The following is a 21334-nucleotide window of genomic DNA, read 5'->3' on the forward strand; positions in this document are numbered from 1 at the left end:
GTTACACAGGCAACGCACACATGGTAATCGTGAGTACTCGGCCTATTTTTTAAATACAGGTACTACTTTCTGCTTTTAGGCACCCAAGCCCAAATCATTTCACACAAAACCGGCTCGATACCTTGAGCATCGGTTACTTTAACCGCTACCGTAACTTCGCCTTTCTCTTGAGTTTGCATTAACGCTATTTGTTCATCGGTAAGGTGCGCTACTGCATGCATATCACCCTGTGCGCGCTTCACATATTTAAAATTCATTTCTTTGATAAGCGGTAGTTTGTCGCCAGGTAAGTTAACCCCAACTACGAAGCCCGTAGAAGACTCCGCTAGCAATGCCATTGCAGCCGCATGCACACTGCCAATATGGTTTTGCGCTTTCTTGTAGTTTTTTTGGCGAAACGTTACCGACTTTAAATCGGTTTCCAGAATATCGATACTGACCGTGCCCGTTAGTTTCACTTTGTAGCGGAACATCCACGTCAGCATGCGTTGACGTAGCCAAGTTGGATAGGTATTGGCTTTTTTCGCAAAGTTGCGCAACGGGTTTGGTACGGACATAATTTTCTCTCTGAAATACACTTCTTCTGGTTAGACCAGTGAGGTTATGCTGCCACCGCAAAGGATGCAAGTAGTTTTAACAATACCCTAACAATTTTTGGAGGGTAAGCGTGTGTGCTTCATAATGTCTCCAGCGACCAATCGAACGGGTATTAATCGCTTCTCGAACTTGAACTTTACTCGCGGTAGATACTGGCAAGGTGTTCCGCTCTACATGTAGACACTGCTCTTCCCAACTTAAATTACAAAACGAAAGTAACTTGGGGACTTCTTCATTAGGGTTTACCGCCAATGCTTCATAAGGTTGGATATACACGTTGTCAGGAAATTTCTGCGCCCACGCTTCCATTACCTTTTTAAATCGTAAGTAAAAACGCCCGACGACATTCAAATCATAAGCATAAGCGTAGTAAGGGCTATGAATAGAAAATAGTTGGCGATAATTGCCCACACAGGTATCCATAGGGTCACGCATCAAGCAAATGATTTTGGCATTCGGTAAAGCACGACGAATAAGATCAACATAAAAGAAATTAAACGGCAGCTTGTCGACTAGACGTTGCCCGTCTTGCTTAAGATACGCGGTTCGCGCTAGGTAGCACTCTCCAATTTCTTGCATATTAAGGTTTTCCGCTGCTTTTAGGGTGTCTAAATCAAGTACATGTTGTGAGGACGTGTTGGCCAGCGATTTTACTGCCACCCCAAAATCTTGCAGTTCACCGCCTGAAGCCACTTGACTATGGTGGCTTAAAATACGCTCTACCAAGGTAGTGCCAGAGCGGGGCATACCTATTACAAAAATTGGCGAGCTGTCTTGGGCGCCATGTGCTTGAATACTTTTAATCAAGTTCTTATTAGCGCTTCCACACGGGCTATTCGCCTGCTGCTGTAGATAATCGAATAAAATTTCATAATCAGCCAAGGCGTCTTGACTAGCCTTCTGCTTAGGCGATTTGGCGTGCTGTAGTGCTTCAAAAGCCTCATCGTATTGCCCTAATGCTTCATATTCTTTTGCTAGTGCATGGCCAATATGTAGTCGTCCTTCGACATGATTTTCACACGTGCGTGATGCGTCCAGCAAACGATTGATATGATTTTTCTCAGCTGTGATCCCCCCTAAATCAGACAGCGCAAAATGCGCCTGATAAAAATTGGGATTCAGTGAAATAGCTTGCTCGAAGTGGTCTCTGGCTTGAGTAAAACTACCGGCGAACTTACTACTGACGCCATAGTTATAATGAAACTGTGGATTGTCATTATTAATTGATAACGCACGCTTGAAGTAAGAAAGTGCCCCTTCGTGATCGCCTACTCTGCTTAACGCTACCCCAACGGTATCTAAATCAAGCGCTCGGGTAAGTGACGTTGGTGGGGCGTGTTTAGCGGCGGCTTGGGCAAGGTTAAGATCGCCAATCAGTGCAAAGCATTTGGCTAAATAGGCATAAGTAAGCGCTCTGGTTTCTAAACCATTCGACTTTTCTAACAACTTAACCGCTTTGTTAATTTGTCCTATTTCGATATGGATGATACCCAGAAGAAAATAAGCATGGGGGTCATCACCAAAAGTCTGAATAACATGCACGCAGGCTTTGTGTGCTGACGTATAGTCCCTTTTGCTAATGGCTGTGGAAGCCACATCGAAAAGCTGTTGTTTATCTATCATTTTTGTATGTCATAGCGGTTCGTCGATACTGTTTGTGGTAATTGTTTTTTCGTTGCTATTTATTGCTAACGTTAATAATCATAAACCTGAAAAAAAGGCACTCCATGGAGTGCCTTATTAAGTACTATTGGTAATACTACTACATATCAAACTTGTAGTTGAACTTCAGACCTACTGTACGTGGCGTAAGTATGTAATGGCCATAGTTACGACTTAATTCAGTACCATTTGGTTGAAGCACACTATCATATAAACCTTCACCAATATCGCTCACAGTACGTCGTGTAGACACAAACGCATACTTGTCGAACAAGTTGTCGATGTACAAGGTTACGGACCACGTTTCAGATGAAATTCGCGCATTCAAGTTACTAATAGCGTAACCGGGTAACGCTTCACCGTCCTGGCGTAAACCCACCGTAGTATAAACATCACTTTGTGCAGTGATACCATAGTTCACGTCTAACATCTTATCGCCAAACACTTCTTGGCTGTATGTCATACCAAATGAAAATTGATGCTCGGCTGAACCTGGCAAACGATCGCCATCTTTACCGTCGTAAAAATCCTGTAGTTCACTACCTTCTTCACCTTGGGCAGTAAACAAAAACGGCGTATCAGCGGTTAGCTCTGCTTTCGTATGAGCATACGTGGCATACATGGTTAAGTAGTCGTTTGCGCGACCACGCAACGATAACTCTGCACCTTTAGAAGCTGCACCTTCTGCATTAACGGTAATGGGTTGCTGGCCATTTACGGTAGCTCCTTGTACTTGAGGATCGTCCCAATCTACGTAGAACAGAGCGGTGTTAACTTGAAGCTTGTTATTAAAGAAGTTAGTTTTTATTCCCAGCTCGTAGTTAGTCGTGGTATCTGCACTATAAGTTTGCTCTTCTGGCAACGCACATACTATTTGGTTATTTAAGTCATCAACATCGTCTGGGCACGCTGGTGCACCATTAGCGCCACCAACTCGAAAACCTTCGCTAATCGTCGCATAAGCCATGGTATCAGAAGTGAATTTATAGCTTGTATTTAGTTTAAACAGAGTTCCATTATCTTCTTCCACAGGAGCTTCTGTCAGTTCCAAGTTGATAGCGTCCGAAGGCTCGCCACCGAAAACTGAATTGGCTAGCGGGAAGTCCACTCCCGAGCGAGCATCAACTTCATACTCATAAGCTCGTAAACCGATGGTAGCATCCCATTTATCACTAATTTCGTACGTTAGTTCACCGAATAGTGCCATTTCGGTTACTTCCACTTCGTCAGCTGAAAAATACTCAAGCCCATCTGGGCGATAGTTACCTTCAACGCCCGCCACTTCAATCAAGTAAACATCGTAATTAGGCGTGAATTCTTTGCTGGTGCCTTCACTGTCAGTGTCGTAATAGAATCCACCCACAATCCACGATAGTGGACCATCGTCTAGCGACACTAAGCGCACTTCTTGCGTCAGCGTAGAGCGCTCTGTTAGCTCTTCCGTGTAAGAAGAAAACGCCGGGAATTCTTCGTAACTGTAGTCTAAGCGAATAAGCAGGTCAGTTTGGTCTCGTTGACCGTCTGATTCGAACTTCGAATAGCCCGTAGCAGACACCAATTCAGCAAAACCAAGATCGGCTTTTACTTCTAAGCTTAATAATGAATCTTCTTTCTCACGAGGCTCTTCGTAACGATAAGCCGACTCGTATTTACCGACTAACGCACTTAACCCGTTTTCATCAGACAACGCATTGTAGTGGCTGATTGAACGGCCTTCTACGTCTTGTGTTTGGAAAAAATAAGTAAGCGTAGCGTCAATGGTGTCGGTGGGTAACCAACGAACTGCTACGCGACCGGTTAGCGTGTCTTCACCGTTAGCATCTTCTACTTGGCGTAAGTTTTCGCTAATAGCCGTGCTGTCGGTCCAATCAGGATCGGGCAGTGAAACACCACCTTCTTGCACAACGTAATTGTAATCAATAAACCCCGGATTATTGAAGTAATTAAGTGATGCACGAACACCCAATTCACCTTCAATAATAGGCGCGTTGAATACGAAACTTCCTTCGCCACCTAATGAATCACTTTCTTCCATAGTGAACACGTCACCGGTAATTTCAGCAGTAGTAAAATCTAGATCTACTGCTTTTGGAATATAGCGAATGGCACCACCAAGCGTACCAGCACCATATAAGGTGCCTTGCGGCCCAATGAGAACTTCAACACGATCTACATCAAGTAAACGCATGTTAAGAAAAAGCGGAATTTCACCAAAATAAGTAGCTACCGTACCACCATCTGAACCTGGGCCAGATGAGTTTGTATTTAAGCCTCGCACGATAATAGGAGAATCGTTTCGACCACCCTGATCGGTGACGGTCAAGCCTGGTACCCAGCGAGCTACTGAGTCAAGGTCTTCAATATTTTGTTGGGCCAACACGTCCGATGTTATGGCGGAGATATTAATTGGAACTTCCTGCAAAGTGCCGCTTCGGCGGGTTGCAGTAACTTCAATTGTTTCTACTTGTTTTTCATCTACAGTAACTTCCTGGGCGACAACTGCACTGCTACTTAAAGCAGTAAATACAGCGCCGGCAACCAAAGAGTACCCGAAGGTGCTGCCTTTATAGTGCATGCTTGTGTTTTCTCCTGGCGGGGCTTCTATCTAGTACCCGTTAATTTTATTGTTGGGTACGTGCATCAGTGTTTTCAGCATGATCCGTAGCAGAATCTATGCCGTAAAGGGCGCGCATTCTAAAGCAAAAACGCAGTAATTTTTAATTATTTTTGAATAAATATGCTCTAATATCGCGCATGCATGCACTAAATGTGAATTAAGAGTAATAAGCAGCTGATCTAATGCAGCATTAGAAGTTGATATATATGGACTTTTATAAATTATCACCAAAACAGTGAGTACATGCTCGCACACGGTGCAAAGCTGCGGGAATAAAAACCCATTCAAAAAAAGGCGCCTTTTAAAGGGTGCAAAAAAAGAAAATTTACACTCGCTTACGCTAAAAAGTGCATTATCGGCATGAATAAACATAGAAAGCTTAAATAAAGACAGCGGGTTTAAGCTGGGAGATGATTTAAATATTAAGGCTGATTAAATTTAGATAAGAAAATTTGGAGCGGGAAACGAGATTTGTGACTGGCCGACATTTGGTCGCGGCCCCACGGGGGTCGCATTATTCAGTCTGAAATCGTGCTAGTTCAATTTGAAGTATAAAATTTGGAGCGGGAAACGAGATTTGTTACTCGCCGGGAACCGGTCGTGACCCGTGGGGTCGCATTAATCAAACTGAAGTAGGTTGATTTAATTTTATATATGAAAATTTGGAGCGGGAAACGAGATTCGAACTCGCGACCCCGACCTTGGCAAGGTCGTGCTCTACCAACTGAGCTATTCCCGCATAGAGTCGATGCTGTTGCATCTGATGATACTCACTACCATTTGGATTGTGATAGGAGTTTTTTTTGGAGCGGATAACGAGACTTGTAACTGGCCGACACTCGGTCGCCGGGAACCGGTCGTGACCCATGGGGTCGCGCTTTCACACTCTTCAGTGCTGTTTTTCAACAAACACTGTTTTTTTGGAGCGGGAAACGAGATTCGAACTCGCGACCCCGACCTTGGCAAGGTCGTGCTCTACCAACTGAGCTATTCCCGCATACAAAAAAAGGCACTTCGTTTTGAAGTGGTGCGCATTGTACAAAAATAATTTTATTTGGCAACCATTAATTGGATTTTTTTGTACAAACGCACCTTTCCCGCTTAAATCGTGAACACTTTCTCACGATAGTAGCGCATTTCTTCAATAGACTCGCGAATGTCATCAAGGGCAAGGTGAACCCCCTTTTTATCAAATCCATCTAAAACTTCAGGCTTCCATCGCTTAATCAGCTCTTTTACGCTGCTCACATCAATACTGCGGTAGTGAAAGTAATCTTCTAGCTCTGGCATGTACTTCACCATAAAGCGTCTGTCTTGGCCTATAGTATTTCCGCACAAAGGAGATTTACCGGCATCAACATAGTCAGATAAAAACGCCATTGTTTGACGGGCTGCTTCAGCTTCATTCACCGAACTGGCTCGACAACGTGCAGTAAGCCCAGTTTCACCGTGTACACGGGTGCACCACTCATCCATATTATCAAGTACATCATCAGGCTGATGCACTGCAATAACGGGGCCTTCAGCAAGCACATTTAGCTGTGCATCTGTCACTATGGTTGCAATTTCCATCACCACACAAGTCTCTGGATCGAGCCCTGTCATCTCCATATCAATCCACACTAAATTACTGTCGTGCTTTGTCATCGGCTTCCTCTTAGTACTGAGGCATGGCAACCATGCCCTACAAACGTTATTATAAGCGCAGTATACGTGAACTAGAAAAGAATCGTGGCGAAAAAACCAAAACTTACACATAGACAGAAACGCCAAGTCGCAGCTAACAGAAGCAAACGGCTGCAAGATAAGCATGGTGACAACAAGCAAACGTCAGTAGATGAAAGCCAACTGATGAGCGGCGTTGTGACGGGTCGCTTTGGCAAACATGCCGATGTTGAAGACGCCGAGGGCAATGTGTCACGGTGTCATATCCGCCGTACAGTAGACTCTGTGGTATGTGGTGATAAAGTACTATTCAGTAAAGGCGACGATGCCGACTCTGGTAGTGTACGTGGTGTTATTGAAATAGTTAACGATCGCCATTCAGTCCTCACCCGCCCCGACTTTTACGACGGCATAAAGCCCATTGCGGCTAATATCGATAAAATTATTGTGGTAAGCGCTACCCTTCCATCACTCTCTACGCACATTATCGACCGCTATTTAGTGGCTTGTGAAGACATTGGCATTACCCCTTTTATTGTTTTAAACAAAGTGGAGCTTCTTTCACAAAGCGAAAGAGAAACCATTAATGAACAATTAAAGGTTTATAACGATTTAGGTTATGAAGTGCTTTTCACCAGCTGTAAGACCGGTGAAGGTATTGATGAACTTAATGCCTATCTTGATAACAATGTAAGTGTTTTCGTAGGTCAGTCGGGTGTAGGGAAATCTAGCTTAATTAATAAAGTATTACCTGGTGCCGACATACTCACCGGGGAAGTATCAGATAACTCAGGCTTAGGCCAACACACCACCACCGCAGCCAAGCTACTGCATTTACCGGCTGGCGGTGATTTAATAGATTCTCCAGGCGTCCGAGAATTTGGCTTATGGCACATTCCTACCGAACGCATTACTTGGGGCTTTATTGAATTTAGGGATTACTTAGGTGGGTGTAAATTCCGTGACTGTAAACACCTTAACGACCCTGGCTGCATTCTTCGGGAAGCCGTAGAAGAAGGTAAGATTAATGCCGAGCGTTTTGCTAGCTACCACAAAATATTAACCACCATGGACGAGCAACGTCCGAGCCACAGTCAACCACCTGGCGCTTAAGGCTAGCATTTACTATTAATATGGCTTGTTGAAAATGAATATAAACACGACTTCAACAAGCCTACCCCTTCTGGCTTATTCCAAGTTTGTAGCATACATAATCTTAAAGTTGCTTACGCGCTTATAAGTTAGGGTACAATTAACCTGTCTTTTTAATGGAGAGCTTTCGTGCTGGACTGGCTTAAAATAAACTTACAATACATTACCCCTAAACATTTGTTGTCTCGCCTAGTAGGCAAATTAGCGGCAGCAGAGCTTGGTGGCTTCACTACGTTTCTTATCAAGCTTTTCATCAAGCAATATAATGTTGATATGAGTGAGGCATTACATTCAGATCCTGCGCATTACCGCAGTTTCAACGCCTTCTTTACTCGCCCATTAAAACCAGAAGTACGCACCGTTGACCCACGAGAAGATGTATTGATTCAAGCGGTGGACGGTACGGTAAGTCAATTTGGCGACATTGAAGTTGACAGTATATTTCAAGCCAAAGGCCATGATTACAGTCTAACCAGTTTATTAGGCGGTAAGCCAGATTTAGCGGCGCCGTTTAAAGACGGAAAATTTGCCACTATTTATCTAGCCCCTCGAGACTACCACCGCATTCATATGCCGGTAGAGGGCACACTTACCGACATGGTTTATGTGCCTGGTGAGTTGTTTTCTGTAAACCCGCTTACCGCACAGAATATTCCTGGCTTGTTTGCTCGTAACGAGCGCGTTGTGGCGTTATTCGATACGCCCGTAGGCAAAATGGCTATGGTATTAGTAGGCGCTACGATTGTTGCCAGTATAGAAACCGTTTGGGCAGGCACAGTGTCGCCGCCTACCGGTAAAAATGTTCAACACTGGACTTACGAGAAAGATACCGAAGCAAGCGTGCACCTTGCGAAGGGTGATGAGCTAGGCCGCTTTAAATTGGGCTCTACCATTGTGGTATGTTTCGAAAAAGACATGATTGATTTTGATGCATTAGCACCTGGGCAAGTAACCCGTTTAGGTGAACCTATGGCCTTTGTTGCGAACGCGCCAGTAAACACTGATGCGAGCGCTGATTTAGGCGATGACGCAAGCGCTGATTTAGGCACGCAAGCGACACCAAGCTAGTTTATGAATGCAGTAAAACGAAGTTTGATATCACTGCACTTTACCGTTGTCTTATTAGGCGGTACTGCGCTTTTTTCTCATCTAGTGCCTCTGAGTGCCAGTGATATCACGCTAATGCGATCGGTATTTGCCTGTATCGCATTATTTCTCTTCCTAAGATTTTCTAGCGAAAGTTTGACGCTGGCAAGCCGCAAAGATTATCTAATAGCCATAGGGCTAGGTATCTTGATGGCCTTGCACTGGGTAACCTACTTTGCGGCAATGCAGTACTCTAGTGTGTCGGTAGGTATGATTGCCCTATTCACTTTCCCCGTAATTACCGTACTGATAGAGCCGTTCTTCGAAAAAGTAAGCTTGGTATGGCAAGACATTGTATCTGCGCTTACCGTTATCGCAGGCGTGTATTTTATTGTGCCTGAAACGTCACTGGATAATGACATCACTTTAGGGGTGCTTATTGGTGTGGGCTCTGCGGTGCTTTACGCGTTCAGAAATCTGATCCACCGAAAACACTTCAAACAATACAGTGGCGCGAAAGCCATGGCGTGGCAAACCCTAGTGATTGCTATTTTCTTGCTACCTACCGGCAGCAATGAAATTACAGATGCCCCGATGAGTGCTTGGTTAATGCTTCTGCTGTTAGGTACTGTTTTTACCGCGTTACCACATGCATTAATTGCAGCAAGTTTACGTCATTTACGAGCAAAAACCTTTTCGCTGATTGCCTGCATGCAGCCTTTCTATGGGGTTATTCTTGCCGTATTGCTGTTGGATGAAAACCCCAGTGGAAACACGCTATTGGGCGGTATTCTTATTACTTCTGCATCTATCTATGAAACACTCAATACCCATAAGCTGCACGGTAAGTCAGAAAAGGACAGCGACTAAATGCTTATTATTGCCCACAGGGGCGCGAGTACGCTTGCGCCTGAAAACACGCTTAAAGCATTTACGCTAGCCTTCGAGCAGCAATCTGATGGTATAGAATTCGACACCTACCAGCATGATGACGCCATTATAGTATTTCACGATAAAACCCTTGGGCGCACCACAAATGGTTCAGGATTTTTATTACAAACTTCACTGGCGGATTTAAAGCAGCTAGATGCTGGGGAAGGTGAAGTTATTCCTACCTTGGAAGAAGTGCTGGCTACCGTACCAGATGGTGCGCTGTGTAATATTGAAGTGAAGCACTTGCGCAATGCTGAAGCTTGGGTGCAAGACGTAAAGCGTGCAGTAGAAGATGCACAGATAAACCCAAATTCCTTACTTATTTCTTCGTTTAATCACCATTGGCTAGCCGAAATAAGCGCATTATGGCCACAGGTGGCCATTGGCGCATTAACCGCCACCTACGCACTTGATGCAACGTACTGTGCCCGTCAGCTTAAAGCGAAATCTATTAATATTGCGTTAGATGTGGTGAATGCTGATTTTGTAAATGCGGCGAAACAAGAAGGATTGGATGTGTATGTTTATACGGTAGACGAGCCAGAAGATATGCTTCAATTGAAGCTATGGGGCGTAACCGGTATTTTTACCAACGTGCCCGAAATTGCAAAGCGAGTTGTGGGTTAAGGGCTAAGGATTAAGAAGCTAAAACTTAGCGTTATTTATAAAGCTTTGGGCGTAAAGCTTGAGTTAAAAATTTACGCCGGTTGGCTTACAAAAGCGCCTATTCTACTTCGGTAGATAAGTGACTAGAAAATACCGTTTCTTTACAGCACTTACATTGACGGCACAAACGCATGTTAACCCAATGCCCCGCCACGATAAGTAGCGCACCCACAGCGATGGTGAACGGCTCATAGGCTTCACCAAACATGTTTTTGTTCCAATAAATTGCACCACCCGTAAACAGCAATGCCAACGGATAATAACGGCCATGATAGCGAGTGGCCCCGCCGATAAGTGCAACCGCACCAATAATTAACGATATAGTTAATATGGTTCGTTCAAACCAAATTTGGGCGAAAAACGAAGAACCGATAAGTGGCAATAATGGCACAACAACAGGTAGCGCTAGGCAATGCAACGCACACAAGCTCGACACCCAAATGCCCAGTCTGTCTAATTTTGTTGGATTGTCTTCTACCGGATTCATTTACTGTACCTTTACAACATCAAAAACTTTAAAACACGCCACTTCACACACGCTTTAATCATATGACTCTTGTCACAGAAGCTCTTGTTATAAGCGCTTTCGTGATATCACAATAGCCGCACGTGCACTGTAGCCACAGAATAACTCTGCAAGAGACGTTATAATATAACATTTTAAAGCAAATGCGAAACTTTCCCCTATGATATTTTCAATCTTTAAAAGAACGAAATGCCATAAGTGGAGATTAGAGTCGGGAAATGGCTGATTATTATTAATAATTAAATGCCGAGGTGCGAATCACGGAAAAAGTAGAAAGGAAGAAACTTATGCTTGTTGCACGAGCAAAATTAACGAGGGCTATTCATTCGGCGCAGAGGCGATTCATTCGGTGCGGAGACTATTCATTCGGCGCGGCCGCTTCAGTTTCTAACAGCGGCTTTGGATGAACCTCTTTAACCAAAGTGTTATTGGGGATGCTATTGGGGATATTAGCCACCAGTGTGAAATAATCGTTTACTGACGCTAAAGCAATTCCTTCGTTTGCCAGGCTAGGCAACGTGTGCGCTAAAAAGGTAATCGTTTCTGGGTAAGGATGTGCAATTACCACAACGGTGCCGTTTCGTTTGGCCAATCGTTTTGTGTATTCAAATTGCTTACTAAGCGATGCAACCGAGCGATCATTATCAAGAAATACCTGCCGGCTTGCATTCGGCACCCCCACTCTATCCGCTACCTGTTGCGCTGTAGTATTTACGCTAGTTCTGCTATCTACAAAGAAAAGTCCTTGGCGCTTTATCTCTTCCATAATGGTTTGCATGGCGGGCTCTTCAACCGTAAATGCACTGCCCATGTGATTATTCACTCCTACTGCGTTCGGCACACTTTTAAGCGCTGCTCTTAGCGTGTGAGTAATGGCCGCAGGATACATATCGGTAGATAACCCTAAGGGACCCATGGCTTTGCCGCTGGTCGACTGCATTGGCATGTGTAACATGACAGCGCGGCCTTGCTGCTCGGCTTTACGAGAAATTGTTTGTGCAAGAGGGGTTCGCGGTAAAATTGAAAAGGTCACTTCGCTGGGAAGCGCAAAGGCCGCCATATCTGATTTTCTGTAACCCAGATCATCAAGAATAATAATAACACGAGGATTTACCGGGATAGTCGCTGACGCCGCAGCATGACTCGTAAAACTCGTCATTATCATTAACGATAAAACACACAGACGCCAAAGCACCTTCATCTACGTTTCTTCACTTCCATTATTGATTTTATTATTTCCACGCGCACTGCTGATATTAACAACGAGATACTAAACCGAATAAGAAATAAGTCTTATAAGAACTGAGCCAGACAACAATAGTATGGCTGTATCTCGGCTCCATTGAACCAGCATTTATGCAGCATACCAATTTACAAAAAGGAAACAAGCTCTGCTCAGCTGTTCTTAGCGTGTAAAGGTTGCGTAAAGAGTGACCGCCAAGCTCAATTTCAGCTTTAATTGTCGATAAGGTTACAACGTATACTATTTATTGTGGAGTAATTATGATTTCTTCTGTTAACAGCTCAACCATGCAAGCTGGCATGCCGCCACGCCCTGAAGGCCAAGCCCTTAGCGATACACAAAAAGAGTCTGTGAGCGCTATTTTGTCATCTTACGATCCGGAAAACTTATCAAGCGAAGATGCGGCTTCTATTGTAGAGCAATTCAAAGAGGCAGGTATCGAGCCAAGTAAGTCTTTGAATTCGGCGTTAAGCAGTGCAGGTTTTGAAGGTAAAAACATTGCTGAATTAGCAGGAATGGGCAAACCACCGCCTCCTCCACCACAACAAGAAGCGTCGAATTTACCTGACAATTCCACATTTTCGATAACGGTATAACCGTAAAAAATGTTTAACTTGTCACAGTGTAGCCTGCTTATATAGCGTGCTTAGCGATCAGTTAAACCAAGCGGTGGGATTTAACGCTTTTCCCTTATGGCGTATTTCAAAATACAAATTAGGGTAATCTTGTCCGCCGCTTCTTCCTACTAAGGCAATACTTTCACCTGAAAGAATATCGTCGCCAGCTTGTTTCAACAACGCTTGGTTGTGCCCGTAAACACTCATGTAACCTTCCCCGTGATCGACAATGGCCACTAAACCAAACCCGCGAAGCCAATCGGCATAAAGTACTTTGCCCGATGCCACGCTCTTTACCGCTTCGCCTTCCGAACCATCGATAATAATGCCTTTCCAGCGCACTTGTCCTTGCCTGCGATTGCCAAAGAGTTTACGAATGTGACCTTCAACAGGCACTGACAACTTCCCCTTTAACTTGGCTAACCCATCCAGCGATACCTTAGCTCTAGCCGCAGCGCGTTCAGCAGCAATACGGGCAGCTTCAATAGCATCAAGTAACGCCTTTTCATTTGCCTGCAAGGTGGCAATTCGTCCGCTTTCACTGGCGATAGTTTTATTAAGTTTGGCTAAGGTTTGCTTTCTATCATCTTGGCGAGTGAGTAACACCCCCCGCTGACTTTCTTGTGTCTTGCGAAGGGCAAGCAAGGATTCCGCTTTTTCAGCAAGCTCTTCGGTTACCGCTTCAAGGCGAGCCACGTTGTCTCTAAATCGGGTAATTTCTTGCTGACGTGCCTTTGCCAAATATTGATAATACGTAATGACCCGTTCGAAATTACGGGCATCTTCTTGATAAAATAACATTTTGGCGTAGTCGTAATGCCCCGCCATAAACGCACTTTTCAATTGACTTGAAAGCAAGGACTGTTGCTGGCGAATAGCTTCTTTTAACCCTTCCTGCTCTTTTACAAGCACTTCTTCTTCCGCTAACACACTATTTAATTGCTGTTTGTTTTGCGCCAAGGCTTTCGCCACTTTCGCTATTTCAAGCTCTGAACGCTTGAGCACTTGCTCTAGTTCTTGTGCGCTAGCTTTGTTATTTTCTAAAACCTGCTGACGCGCTCTTAATTCAACTTGTAGTTCTGCCAGCTTCTCTTGGCTAACATCTTGCGCCTTTACGGTAGATGAGACTAAACCCATACCGAATATGACAGCAAGTAAACAGACAATTGGGCAAAATCGTTGAATAAACATAAAAAGGTAATAGCGGCCTTTGGCGGTGTATTGGTGGCAAAAACAGATTGCAGAATTCGCCTACAATCATGATGATAGTTAGCGTATCAGTGTATCTGAGGGCTAGATTAAATCCCAGTGCAATTTGGTTGTAATATCAATCCGCTATTGTACCGCACACAATTACAAGACACGCTTGACTATTGCAGGGTGGTTTCTCGCCCGTTTTTCTATATACTTTGCACTCTTTTTATGGTCTGTAGACAAGGTTAGAAGTAATGGATCAGCTAATAGCGTTTGCCAGCGATAATATTGTACTTGCTGGTGTATGGGTTGCTTTGGTGGGCATGTTGGTGTTTAGCTACATTTCAACGTTTACCTCTTCAATCAAAGAAGTTAATACACACGAAGCCACTTTGTTAATGAATAAAGACGACGCGATTATCTTTGATACTCGCGCGGCTAAAGACTTTAAAGCGGGGCACATTTTAGGTGCTAAGCAAATAAAACCAGAAGAATTGCGCGAGAAAAACTTCGCTAAGCTTGAAAACAGCAAAGATAAACCCATTATCGTTGTATGCGCTATGGGCAATCAAGCTCGTGGTACAGCCGGTGCGATGTCAAAAGCGGGCTTCACTAATGTCAAAGTCCTTAAAGGCGGCATGAACGCGTGGCAGAGTGCAAGTTTACCGATTTCAAAATAATAGGTGATCATAGTGAGTAAAGTAGAAATTTACACCAAGGGCCATTGCCCATACTGCCATCGTGCTAAAGCACTTCTCGCACAGAAAGGTGTTGAGTTTCAAGAGTACCCTATTGATGTTCAACCAGAATTGCGTGACGTAATGATTGAGCGCGCGAATGGCGGTTGGACAGTGCCACAAATTTTCATCGACGATAAGCACGTAGGTGGCTGCGATGACATGATGGCACTAGAAGCACAGCAAAAACTAAATCCTATGCTTGGGTTAGCATAACGCGTCAGCGCGTAAAGCAACGCAATACATTAAAGTAAAACGACAATTAAACAGGAAATATCATGGCTGACGATAATCAGACTACTAACGGCGCCGCAGCAGGCGACCAAGTGCAAGCCCCTCAATTCAACATTCAGCGTATCTTCACTAAAGATATCTCTTTTGAGTCGCCAAATGCGCCAGCTATTTTCACTAAAGAGTGGAAGCCAGAAATTAAGCTAGATATTGACACTAGCACCAACAAACTAGACGAAAACGTTTACGAAGTAGTGTTGTCAGTAACCGTTACCGCCACACTTGGCGAAGAAACTGCATTCTTATGTGAAGTGCAGCAAGCCGGTATTTTTGCCATTGGTGAAATGCCTGATCAGAACAAAGCGCATACGCTAGGTTCATTCTGCCCGAACATGCTTTTCCCGTATGCACGTGAAACGATTTCAAACCTTGTGAACCGTGGAACTTTCCCTCCACTAAATTTAGCGCCAGTTAACTTCGACGCTATCTTCGCTGCTTACGTTCAAAAGCGTGCACAGCAAGCCCAAGGCGAAGCGCCTAAGATGGACGCGTAAGCACCATTATGATGAACCCGAATTCGGTTTCAGTATTAGGGGCGGGGTCGTATGGCACCGCCCTTGCTTTTTGCTTAGCCAGAAATGGTAACCCTACCTTGTTGTGGGGGCGCGACGAAAAGCATATGGAAGCGCTGGCTTCAAGCAGAGAAAACGCGCGCTATTTGCCAGGTGCTACCTTTCCTGATGCGCTTAATGTAGATGCCAATTTAGAAACGGTCATTGCCACTAGCCAAGATATTCTTGTGGTAGTGCCAAGCCACGGCTTTGCGGCAATGCTTCAAAGCATTAAGCCTTTGTTGCAGCCCAACCATAGAATTATTTGGGCAACCAAAGGGCTTGAACCTAAAACCGGCAGATTGCTTCGAGAAGTTGCAGAAGAAATTCTGGGTACTGCCTATCCGCTAGCCGTATTATCTGGCCCCACATTTGCCAAAGAAATGGTGGCAGGCTTGCCTACGGCTATTTCGTTATCGTCCACTGACGAAACCTTTGCTGACGAATTTGCCGCTAAGCTACATTGCGCGAAATCGTTTAGGGTATACAAAAACCCAGACTTCACCGGCGTACAATTAGGCGGTGCAGTGAAAAACGTGATTGCCATAGGCGCTGGTTTGGCAGATGGGTTAGGTTTTGGTGCGAATGCCCGTACCGCATTGATTACTCGTGGTCTTGCAGAGCTTACTCGTCTTGGCGTGAAGCTAGGTGCTCAGCCAGAAACCTTTATGGGCATGGCTGGCCTTGGCGACTTAGTGCTCACCTGCACCGATAACCAATCACGTAACCGTCGATTTGGCTTAGCCTTAGGCCAAGGTAAATCTGTCGACACGGCGATTGAAGAAATTGGGCAAGTGGTAGAAGGCTATCGCAACACGGAAGAAGTACATGTGTTATCGCATAAAGTCGGTGTTGAGATGCCAATCTGCGAGCAGATTTACGCGGTACTTTATCACGGTAAATCGCCAAAAGAGGCCGCATTAACCTTACTGGGTCGCGATCTTAAAAACGAAGCCTGATTAAAAATTATACAAAACTGATAAAGCGCGCAGCATCAACACTGCGCGTTTTTTTATGTCTAGCGTGCGCCGTCGTAGCCTAGTTGACGCCAGCTTTCATAAACAAAAACCGATACCGCATTCGATAAATTCATACTTCTGCTGTCGGGTAGCATTGGAATACGTACTCGCTGTTCTGGCGGTAGCGCGTCAATAACATCGTCGGGCAAACCTCTGGTCTCTGGCCCAAACAATAAAGCATCGCCTTTTTTGTATTGTGCATCGCTGTGAAATGCTTTGCCTTTGGTAGTACAAGCAAAGATTCGGCTTGGCTTTTCACTTTCAATGTAAGCTTCTAATGATGCATGACGCTTAACGTGAGCAAATTCGTGGTAATCCAGCCCTGCCCTACGTACACGCTTATCGTCCCACTCAAACCCAAGAGGCTCAATCAAATGCAGCATAAAGCCGCTATTGGCGCATAAGCGGATAATATTTCCCGTATTGGGGGGAATTTCTGGCTGGTAAAGTACGATGTCTAACATGCTGGCTCACTGTCGAAATGCTAAATTGCCACGCTTTTAAATGGCGATATGACGAACGGGCGCTCATCGCCCATTAGCGTTATTTTACGCGCTTAAAAAATCAAATACAGTAGAGAGTGCAGCATCACGAATGTCGTCCGATTCGGTAAGCACCTCATGATACGCCACAGGAATAATTTCTACCTGAGCATTGGGGAACTTAGCGGCTACGCGACGTTGGCGTTTATTCTCTATAATACTGTCGCCATCTGCACTTAAAATTAACGAGCGCGTAGTAATAGCAGCCGCATTAAGTTCAATGGTATTCATCGCGGCTTGTGCTGCCCGCAACCATTCAGTGGTTACACCACCAAGTTGAATTTGGCGCTCTTCATCATAAAGCTGGCGAAATAAGCTATAGCGATTCTTACTATGCGTAAGTTTATTTAAGGCATAAGGAAATGCAATGTAAGGCGTTTGCCCAAAGAAATAACCTGACTCACGCTTTTTCATTTTATTAATACTAAGCCCTACTTTTATAAGGCTATTGGCCAACCAATTTGGTAGTGCAGGCTTAATACCGAACATCGGGGATGCGAGTACTGCTTTGTCGAATAAGCTAGGGTCTCTTAATAGGGTTAGTGCGCCAATTGCGCCGCCCATAGAATGGCAAAGTAACTGCAACTCACCCTGTTGGCGCGGCTTCACAATATCGTTTACGAAGGTGATTAAATCATCCACGTAATCGGCGAAATCCGCCACGTATCCATGTTGAGGATCGTGAGTCATACGCCCCGATAACCCTTGCCCTCGGTGATCAAGAATAAAAACTGCAAAGCCATTTTGATACAAATCGAAAATGAGTTCTTTGTATTTTAAGTAGGACTCGATACGTCCAGAACTGATCACCACCGTGGATTTGGGGGTTTCTGGTATGCACCACGCGTAATGCACATCGATGTTATCTTTACCAACAAACTCGCCAAGGGTGACAGAAGTTTGCCAAAAAGGGTTTATTTCAGTGGCAAAGGTCGAAGCTAAGTCTTGCTCTGACGTAAACGTCCAGCTCATACAGGCATATCCTAATAGAATCGTGAGGCAGTGATAACTTGAACGCTACACGGCAATGAAAATTTATGCGCGTTAAGTGTTTTCTAACTTGCGAGGGAAGGACAGTGTGACGCTTAGGCCACCTTCTTCTCTTGTCACTGCTTTTATTGCGCCATGATGCAATTCTACAGCAGCTTTTGCAATGGATAAGCCCAAACCTACCCCACCAGAAGCTCTTTCTCTGGCTAAGGTTGCACGATAAAAAGGGGCAAATACCCGTTCGCACTCTTCACTTGATAAACCTTCACCGTCGTCGCAAACGGTCACCGACCATTCGGTGTCGGTGACGGTAAACTCAACCGTTGTTAAATAGGTGCTGTGGCGGATGGCGTTACGTAGAACATTCTCAACTGCACGGCAAAGTAAAACTTGGTCTACCAGCACGGTCAGCTTGGGTATTTCATTTATATCGAGGGCTTTATTGCTATTTGCGGCTTCAAACTGACCATCAGTAAAAATATCGCGAAACAACAGAGATAAAGAATAAGATGAGAAGGTGGTTACCCCATTTTCAGCGCGGCTTAATTCCAGCAATTGGCTCACTAAAGCTTCCATACGCTCAGCCTCTCGCTCAATACGGGCCAGCGATGCTGGGTCTACATTTTGCTGATGTGCTAAACCAAGTGCCATCTGCAGTCGAGCCAAGGGAGAACGAAGCTCGTGAGATATATCGGCCAGGAGCCGTTTTTGTCCGGTCCACATTTTCTCTAACTGACCTGCCATTGAATTGAAGTCGCGACCTAGTTGACCAAGCTCATCCTGTCGCTTCTCAGTATTATCAATTCTCGCTTCCCAGTTACCAGTAGATAATGAACGCGCAGACTTCTGCAGCCGAAGAATTGGTCGTGTGAGAGATTTCGCAAACAGCCAAGATAACAACGTCGTTGTCACTAAGGCGATACAAAGAAACAATACAAAGGGAGGAGCATTTTCACCAGGCAAATCCATTTTGGCAAAGAACAAAGCAAACCTTTTACCATCACGCTCAAAGAGCATTGGCCCAGTTATTTTTAGCGCGCCCCGATTTAGTGTGATTGGTACTTTTTGATCGACGATGCGCTCTATATCTCTTCGGTCGTCTTCACGTAAAGGCGGGCCGCCAGCAGCGATCATCCGGCCTGTGTCGACATCAACTGCGATTGCTCTTCCTCTAACGGCACGTCCATTTCTATCTAGCGCTACTCTTAGCGGCGCTTGCATGGCGCGCTCGCTAGTTATGCCGCCAAGCAAACGCTCTAAATGTTGAATTTCCTGTGGAGACGCGGTGTTTACCTGAAGTTCTTCAAAGAAGAATCGACTTCCCCAAACAGCCAGTACAGCAGTAACAATGAAGGTAGCCCAGAACCACAAAAAAAGGCGCCCCACAATGGCGCGAGCAGGGTTTATTTTACGGAAAAACGTCATTGACCAGATAGCAACATATAACCCACGCCGCGGATGGTTTTAATTTTTTCGATATTACTAATAGCGGCTATTTTTTTGCGCAAGTTACTTACGTGCATATCGATACTTCTATCAAACGCTTGAAGAGATTTACCTAATACCTTCAAACTGATTTCTTCTTTCGTCACTCGGCTTCCTGTGTTTAGCATAAGCAACCGAAGTATAGAAAATTCTGTACTGGTCAAGGTCATTTCAACCTCACCGACTTTGGCGACTTGGCTACTACTACTTAAAAATAATTCATTCACAATCAAGTCTTGTTCAATAGTACCACCGCTGTGAGTCAATGACAGTCTTCGGAATATGGCTTTTATTCGCGCTACCAACTCTCTATGATTGAACGGCTTTGGCAAGTAATCGTCTGCTCCAAGCTCTAACCCTAGAATGCGGTCGTAGTCATCACCGCGCGCCGTTAGCATAAGCACGGGTGTCGCATGACTCACTCTTAACTTCTTAAGTACATCGAAACCGTCCATTTTAGGCATCATGACATCAAGCAGAATGAGGTCGTAATGACCACCTGCCGTTGCTTCTGCTAACCCTGCTTGGCCATCATTACTGACCTGAATTTGATACCCCATGCTTGATAGATAGGTGGCTAGCATGTCAGTTAGTTCATTATCATCATCGATAATAAGAATGGACTGTAAATGAAACTCTGAACTCATGTTTTTGAAACCTACGACGGCTTGATTCATCTTTCGGATACCCAAGTATAATGCATAGAGGAATGACAACGGTTAAATACTGCGCGTTGCGTTAAAAAAACTAGGAAACGCCACAAGCGACGACCTAGCCATTCCCACACACAAACGATGGAAATGATAAGCTTTGTGACCGATAGAATCTGCGCATGGTTCAAACTTTACACAAGCTTTACAATGCGTTGACTGCTTTTGGCCGCAGAGCTAGTAAGATTCTGGGGTGCGAATACAAAGGAGACGCCCGTGAAATCAATTCTCATTGCTGGGTTATTAGCGACAACTTTTAGCCTAGCCCACAGCGCAAATGCGGCCCCTCAAGGCCCCAAAATGCGTGATCATGCTCCTGGGATGGAAATGATCAAAACCTTAAGCCGCCTTTCTCTTTCTTCAGAGCAAATGGATGAGGTGAAAAAGCTTGTTACCGCGTTTAAAGCCAATCATGAACGCCCAGACGCCTCGTCGGAGCACCCAGATAAGCCCGACCTCGCTACCCTTTCAGAAAGTGAAATTCGTAGCCTTGTTGAAACCAGGATACTGAAACAACAATCGCGTCATTTTGCTATTGCAGAACTTCGCAGTGAGATTTACAACCTGCTTTCAGCGTCGCAACGTAACATGCTAACCGAGTTTGAAGCTAAACGAGAAGCCAAACGAGAAGTCGCGCACGGTGGGAAAAGAAATACTGTCAGAAGCGCTATGCGAGGCCAGCCGCCAAGAGGACCTCGCCTGCCGTTTAAAGAACTGCAACTGACTGACGAGCAGTTAGTATCACTTGAAACCTTAAACGCCACTTTTCGTGAAACCCGCTTTCAACATAAAGTCACAATGGATGCACTCAGAAACGCTGAGCAAGCCCTTGTGCGAAGTGGCAATTTCTCCGAATCTGCATGGGATGCACTTTATGCTGAATATAAAGATGATCTCGTTAATGCAGCAATAGAAAACATGACTCATAAACAAGCCACGTTTGCAGTGCTTACCGACGCACAGCAAGCCGAGGTATTGGAGAAGCGCGAAAACGTAGACGCGCTTCGCCGTTTGTTTAGCGATAATTAAGACTACTCGCTAGAAAAAGATA

21 protein-coding genes and 2 tRNA genes are annotated in these 21334 nt (G+C 44.8%); 10 read left to right on the forward strand and 13 right to left on the reverse strand.

Annotated features, from left to right (window positions below):
* Positions 1–62 precede the first annotated feature (62 nt).
* From AAC006_RS05715 to orn, 6 genes are all read right to left on the reverse strand, one after another.
* Entirely contained in the window at positions 63–557 is a 495-nt protein-coding gene (locus tag AAC006_RS05715; RefSeq protein WP_013785620.1) for a DUF4442 domain-containing protein, read from the reverse strand.
* A 76-nt stretch (positions 558–633) separates the two neighbouring features.
* Positions 634–2220, reverse strand: a complete 1587-nt coding sequence (locus tag AAC006_RS05720; protein WP_339890887.1) for a sulfotransferase — start codon at positions 2218–2220, stop codon at positions 634–636.
* 139 nt (positions 2221–2359) lie between these two features.
* On the reverse strand, positions 2360–4834 hold the full coding sequence (locus tag AAC006_RS05725; RefSeq protein ID WP_339890889.1) for a TonB-dependent receptor: 2475 nt from the start codon (positions 4832–4834) through the stop codon (positions 2360–2362).
* 705 nt (positions 4835–5539) lie between these two features.
* A tRNA-Gly gene (locus tag AAC006_RS05730) sits at positions 5540–5615 on the reverse strand.
* Positions 5616–5797: 182 nt separating this feature from the next.
* Positions 5798–5873 (reverse strand) — tRNA-Gly (locus AAC006_RS05735).
* Positions 5874–5977: 104 nt separating this feature from the next.
* Positions 5978–6523, reverse strand: coding sequence for an oligoribonuclease (gene orn, locus AAC006_RS05740; RefSeq protein WP_013785622.1), 546 nt, complete (start codon positions 6521–6523; stop codon positions 5978–5980).
* A gap of 84 nt (positions 6524–6607) precedes the next feature.
* Between orn and rsgA the strand changes: the two genes are divergently transcribed.
* The 4 genes from rsgA (at position 6608) to AAC006_RS05760 (ending at position 10339) form a co-directional block, all read left to right on the forward strand.
* On the forward strand, positions 6608–7654 hold the full coding sequence (rsgA, locus tag AAC006_RS05745) for a small ribosomal subunit biogenesis GTPase RsgA (protein WP_126872918.1): 1047 nt from the start codon (positions 6608–6610) through the stop codon (positions 7652–7654).
* Between the two features lie 168 nt (positions 7655–7822).
* Complete coding sequence (gene asd, locus AAC006_RS05750; protein ID WP_339890892.1) at positions 7823–8761, forward strand: archaetidylserine decarboxylase; 939 nt, start codon at positions 7823–7825, stop codon at positions 8759–8761.
* 3 nt (positions 8762–8764) lie between these two features.
* Entirely contained in the window at positions 8765–9649 is an 885-nt protein-coding gene (locus AAC006_RS05755; RefSeq protein ID WP_013785625.1) for a DMT family transporter, read from the forward strand.
* Positions 9650–10339, forward strand: a complete 690-nt coding sequence (locus AAC006_RS05760) for a glycerophosphodiester phosphodiesterase family protein (protein WP_126872921.1) — start codon at positions 9650–9652, stop codon at positions 10337–10339. It abuts the gene before it with no gap.
* Positions 10340–10436: 97 nt separating this feature from the next.
* Here the strand turns inward: AAC006_RS05760 and AAC006_RS05765 are convergent, their stop codons facing one another.
* Both AAC006_RS05765 and AAC006_RS05770 read right to left on the reverse strand, forming a co-directional pair.
* Positions 10437–10865, reverse strand: coding sequence for a MerC domain-containing protein (locus AAC006_RS05765; RefSeq protein WP_126872922.1), 429 nt, complete (start codon positions 10863–10865; stop codon positions 10437–10439).
* 397 nt (positions 10866–11262) lie between these two features.
* Entirely contained in the window at positions 11263–12105 is an 843-nt protein-coding gene (locus AAC006_RS05770) for a divergent polysaccharide deacetylase family protein (protein ID WP_208805951.1), read from the reverse strand.
* A 302-nt stretch (positions 12106–12407) separates the two neighbouring features.
* Between AAC006_RS05770 and AAC006_RS05775 the strand changes: the two genes are divergently transcribed.
* A complete protein-coding gene (locus tag AAC006_RS05775; RefSeq protein ID WP_208805950.1) occupies positions 12408–12743 on the forward strand; it encodes a hypothetical protein in 336 nt (111 codons plus the stop codon).
* Positions 12744–12800: 57 nt separating this feature from the next.
* Here AAC006_RS05775 and AAC006_RS05780 read toward each other — a convergent pair whose 3' ends face one another.
* Positions 12801–13955 carry a peptidoglycan DD-metalloendopeptidase family protein gene (locus AAC006_RS05780; protein ID WP_339348760.1) on the reverse strand — a complete coding sequence of 385 codons (1155 nt, stop codon included), beginning with the start codon at positions 13953–13955 and terminating at the stop codon, positions 12801–12803.
* Positions 13956–14212: 257 nt separating this feature from the next.
* Here AAC006_RS05780 and AAC006_RS05785 point away from each other — a divergent pair, with 257 nt between their 5' ends.
* From AAC006_RS05785 to gpsA, 4 genes are all read left to right on the forward strand, one after another.
* The gene (locus tag AAC006_RS05785; RefSeq protein WP_013785631.1) at positions 14213–14638 is read left to right on the forward strand and encodes a rhodanese-like domain-containing protein; all 426 of its coding nucleotides are present in this window, start codon (positions 14213–14215) and stop codon (positions 14636–14638) included.
* A 12-nt stretch (positions 14639–14650) separates the two neighbouring features.
* Entirely contained in the window at positions 14651–14911 is a 261-nt protein-coding gene (gene grxC / locus AAC006_RS05790) for a glutaredoxin 3 (RefSeq protein WP_013785632.1), read from the forward strand.
* A 62-nt stretch (positions 14912–14973) separates the two neighbouring features.
* A complete protein-coding gene (gene secB / locus AAC006_RS05795) occupies positions 14974–15480 on the forward strand; it encodes a protein-export chaperone SecB (protein ID WP_126872925.1) in 507 nt (168 codons plus the stop codon).
* 8 nt (positions 15481–15488) lie between these two features.
* Positions 15489–16496 (forward strand): NAD(P)H-dependent glycerol-3-phosphate dehydrogenase, encoded by a 1008-nt coding sequence (gene gpsA, locus AAC006_RS05800; RefSeq protein WP_126872926.1) that lies wholly within the window; start codon positions 15489–15491, stop codon positions 16494–16496.
* Between the two features lie 59 nt (positions 16497–16555).
* Here the strand turns inward: gpsA and trmL are convergent, their stop codons facing one another.
* The 4 genes from trmL to AAC006_RS05820 form a co-directional block, all read right to left on the reverse strand.
* Positions 16556–17020 (reverse strand): tRNA (uridine(34)/cytosine(34)/5-carboxymethylaminomethyluridine(34)-2'-O)-methyltransferase TrmL, encoded by a 465-nt coding sequence (trmL, locus tag AAC006_RS05805; RefSeq protein ID WP_126872927.1) that lies wholly within the window; start codon positions 17018–17020, stop codon positions 16556–16558.
* A gap of 84 nt (positions 17021–17104) precedes the next feature.
* A complete protein-coding gene (locus AAC006_RS05810; RefSeq protein ID WP_126872928.1) occupies positions 17105–18070 on the reverse strand; it encodes an alpha/beta fold hydrolase in 966 nt (321 codons plus the stop codon).
* Positions 18071–18142: 72 nt separating this feature from the next.
* Positions 18143–19459, reverse strand: coding sequence for an ATP-binding protein (locus AAC006_RS05815; RefSeq protein WP_232363150.1), 1317 nt, complete (start codon positions 19457–19459; stop codon positions 18143–18145).
* 50 nt (positions 19460–19509) lie between these two features.
* On the reverse strand, positions 19510–20220 hold the full coding sequence (locus AAC006_RS05820) for a response regulator transcription factor (RefSeq protein WP_041453065.1): 711 nt from the start codon (positions 20218–20220) through the stop codon (positions 19510–19512).
* A gap of 279 nt (positions 20221–20499) precedes the next feature.
* On the opposite strand from AAC006_RS05820, the gene AAC006_RS05825 reads away from it, so the two are divergent.
* Complete coding sequence (locus AAC006_RS05825) at positions 20500–21312, forward strand: Spy/CpxP family protein refolding chaperone (RefSeq protein ID WP_126872930.1); 813 nt, start codon at positions 20500–20502, stop codon at positions 21310–21312.
* Positions 21313–21334 lie beyond the last annotated feature (22 nt).

The organism is uncultured Alteromonas sp. (assembly GCF_963976965.1).
GTDB lineage: Bacteria > Pseudomonadota > Gammaproteobacteria > Enterobacterales > Alteromonadaceae > Alteromonas > Alteromonas naphthalenivorans.

What these genes read in the sequence shown, in the direction of transcription:
- AAC006_RS05715 (WP_013785620.1), bottom strand. Translation starts at nt 557, where the DNA reads ATGTCCGTACCAAACCCGTTGCGCAACTTTGCGAAAAAAGCCAATACC.
- AAC006_RS05720 (WP_339890887.1), bottom strand. Translation starts at nt 2,220, where the DNA reads ATGATAGATAAACAACAGCTTTTCGATGTGGCTTCCACAGCCATTAGC.
- AAC006_RS05725 (WP_339890889.1), bottom strand. Translation starts at nt 4,834, where the DNA reads ATGCACTATAAAGGCAGCACCTTCGGGTACTCTTTGGTTGCCGGCGCT.
- orn (WP_013785622.1), bottom strand. Translation starts at nt 6,523, where the DNA reads ATGACAAAGCACGACAGTAATTTAGTGTGGATTGATATGGAGATGACA.
- AAC006_RS05755 (WP_013785625.1), top strand. Translation starts at nt 8,765, where the DNA reads ATGAATGCAGTAAAACGAAGTTTGATATCACTGCACTTTACCGTTGTC.
- AAC006_RS05760 (WP_126872921.1), top strand. Translation starts at nt 9,650, where the DNA reads ATGCTTATTATTGCCCACAGGGGCGCGAGTACGCTTGCGCCTGAAAAC.
- AAC006_RS05765 (WP_126872922.1), bottom strand. Translation starts at nt 10,865, where the DNA reads ATGAATCCGGTAGAAGACAATCCAACAAAATTAGACAGACTGGGCATT.
- AAC006_RS05770 (WP_208805951.1), bottom strand. Translation starts at nt 12,105, where the DNA reads ATGAAGGTGCTTTGGCGTCTGTGTGTTTTATCGTTAATGATAATGACG.
- AAC006_RS05775 (WP_208805950.1), top strand. Translation starts at nt 12,408, where the DNA reads ATGATTTCTTCTGTTAACAGCTCAACCATGCAAGCTGGCATGCCGCCA.
- AAC006_RS05780 (WP_339348760.1), bottom strand. Translation starts at nt 13,955, where the DNA reads ATGTTTATTCAACGATTTTGCCCAATTGTCTGTTTACTTGCTGTCATA.
- AAC006_RS05785 (WP_013785631.1), top strand. Translation starts at nt 14,213, where the DNA reads ATGGATCAGCTAATAGCGTTTGCCAGCGATAATATTGTACTTGCTGGT.
- secB (WP_126872925.1), top strand. Translation starts at nt 14,974, where the DNA reads ATGGCTGACGATAATCAGACTACTAACGGCGCCGCAGCAGGCGACCAA.
- gpsA (WP_126872926.1), top strand. Translation starts at nt 15,489, where the DNA reads ATGATGAACCCGAATTCGGTTTCAGTATTAGGGGCGGGGTCGTATGGC.
- trmL (WP_126872927.1), bottom strand. Translation starts at nt 17,020, where the DNA reads ATGTTAGACATCGTACTTTACCAGCCAGAAATTCCCCCCAATACGGGA.
- AAC006_RS05810 (WP_126872928.1), bottom strand. Translation starts at nt 18,070, where the DNA reads ATGAGCTGGACGTTTACGTCAGAGCAAGACTTAGCTTCGACCTTTGCC.
- AAC006_RS05820 (WP_041453065.1), bottom strand. Translation starts at nt 20,220, where the DNA reads ATGAGTTCAGAGTTTCATTTACAGTCCATTCTTATTATCGATGATGAT.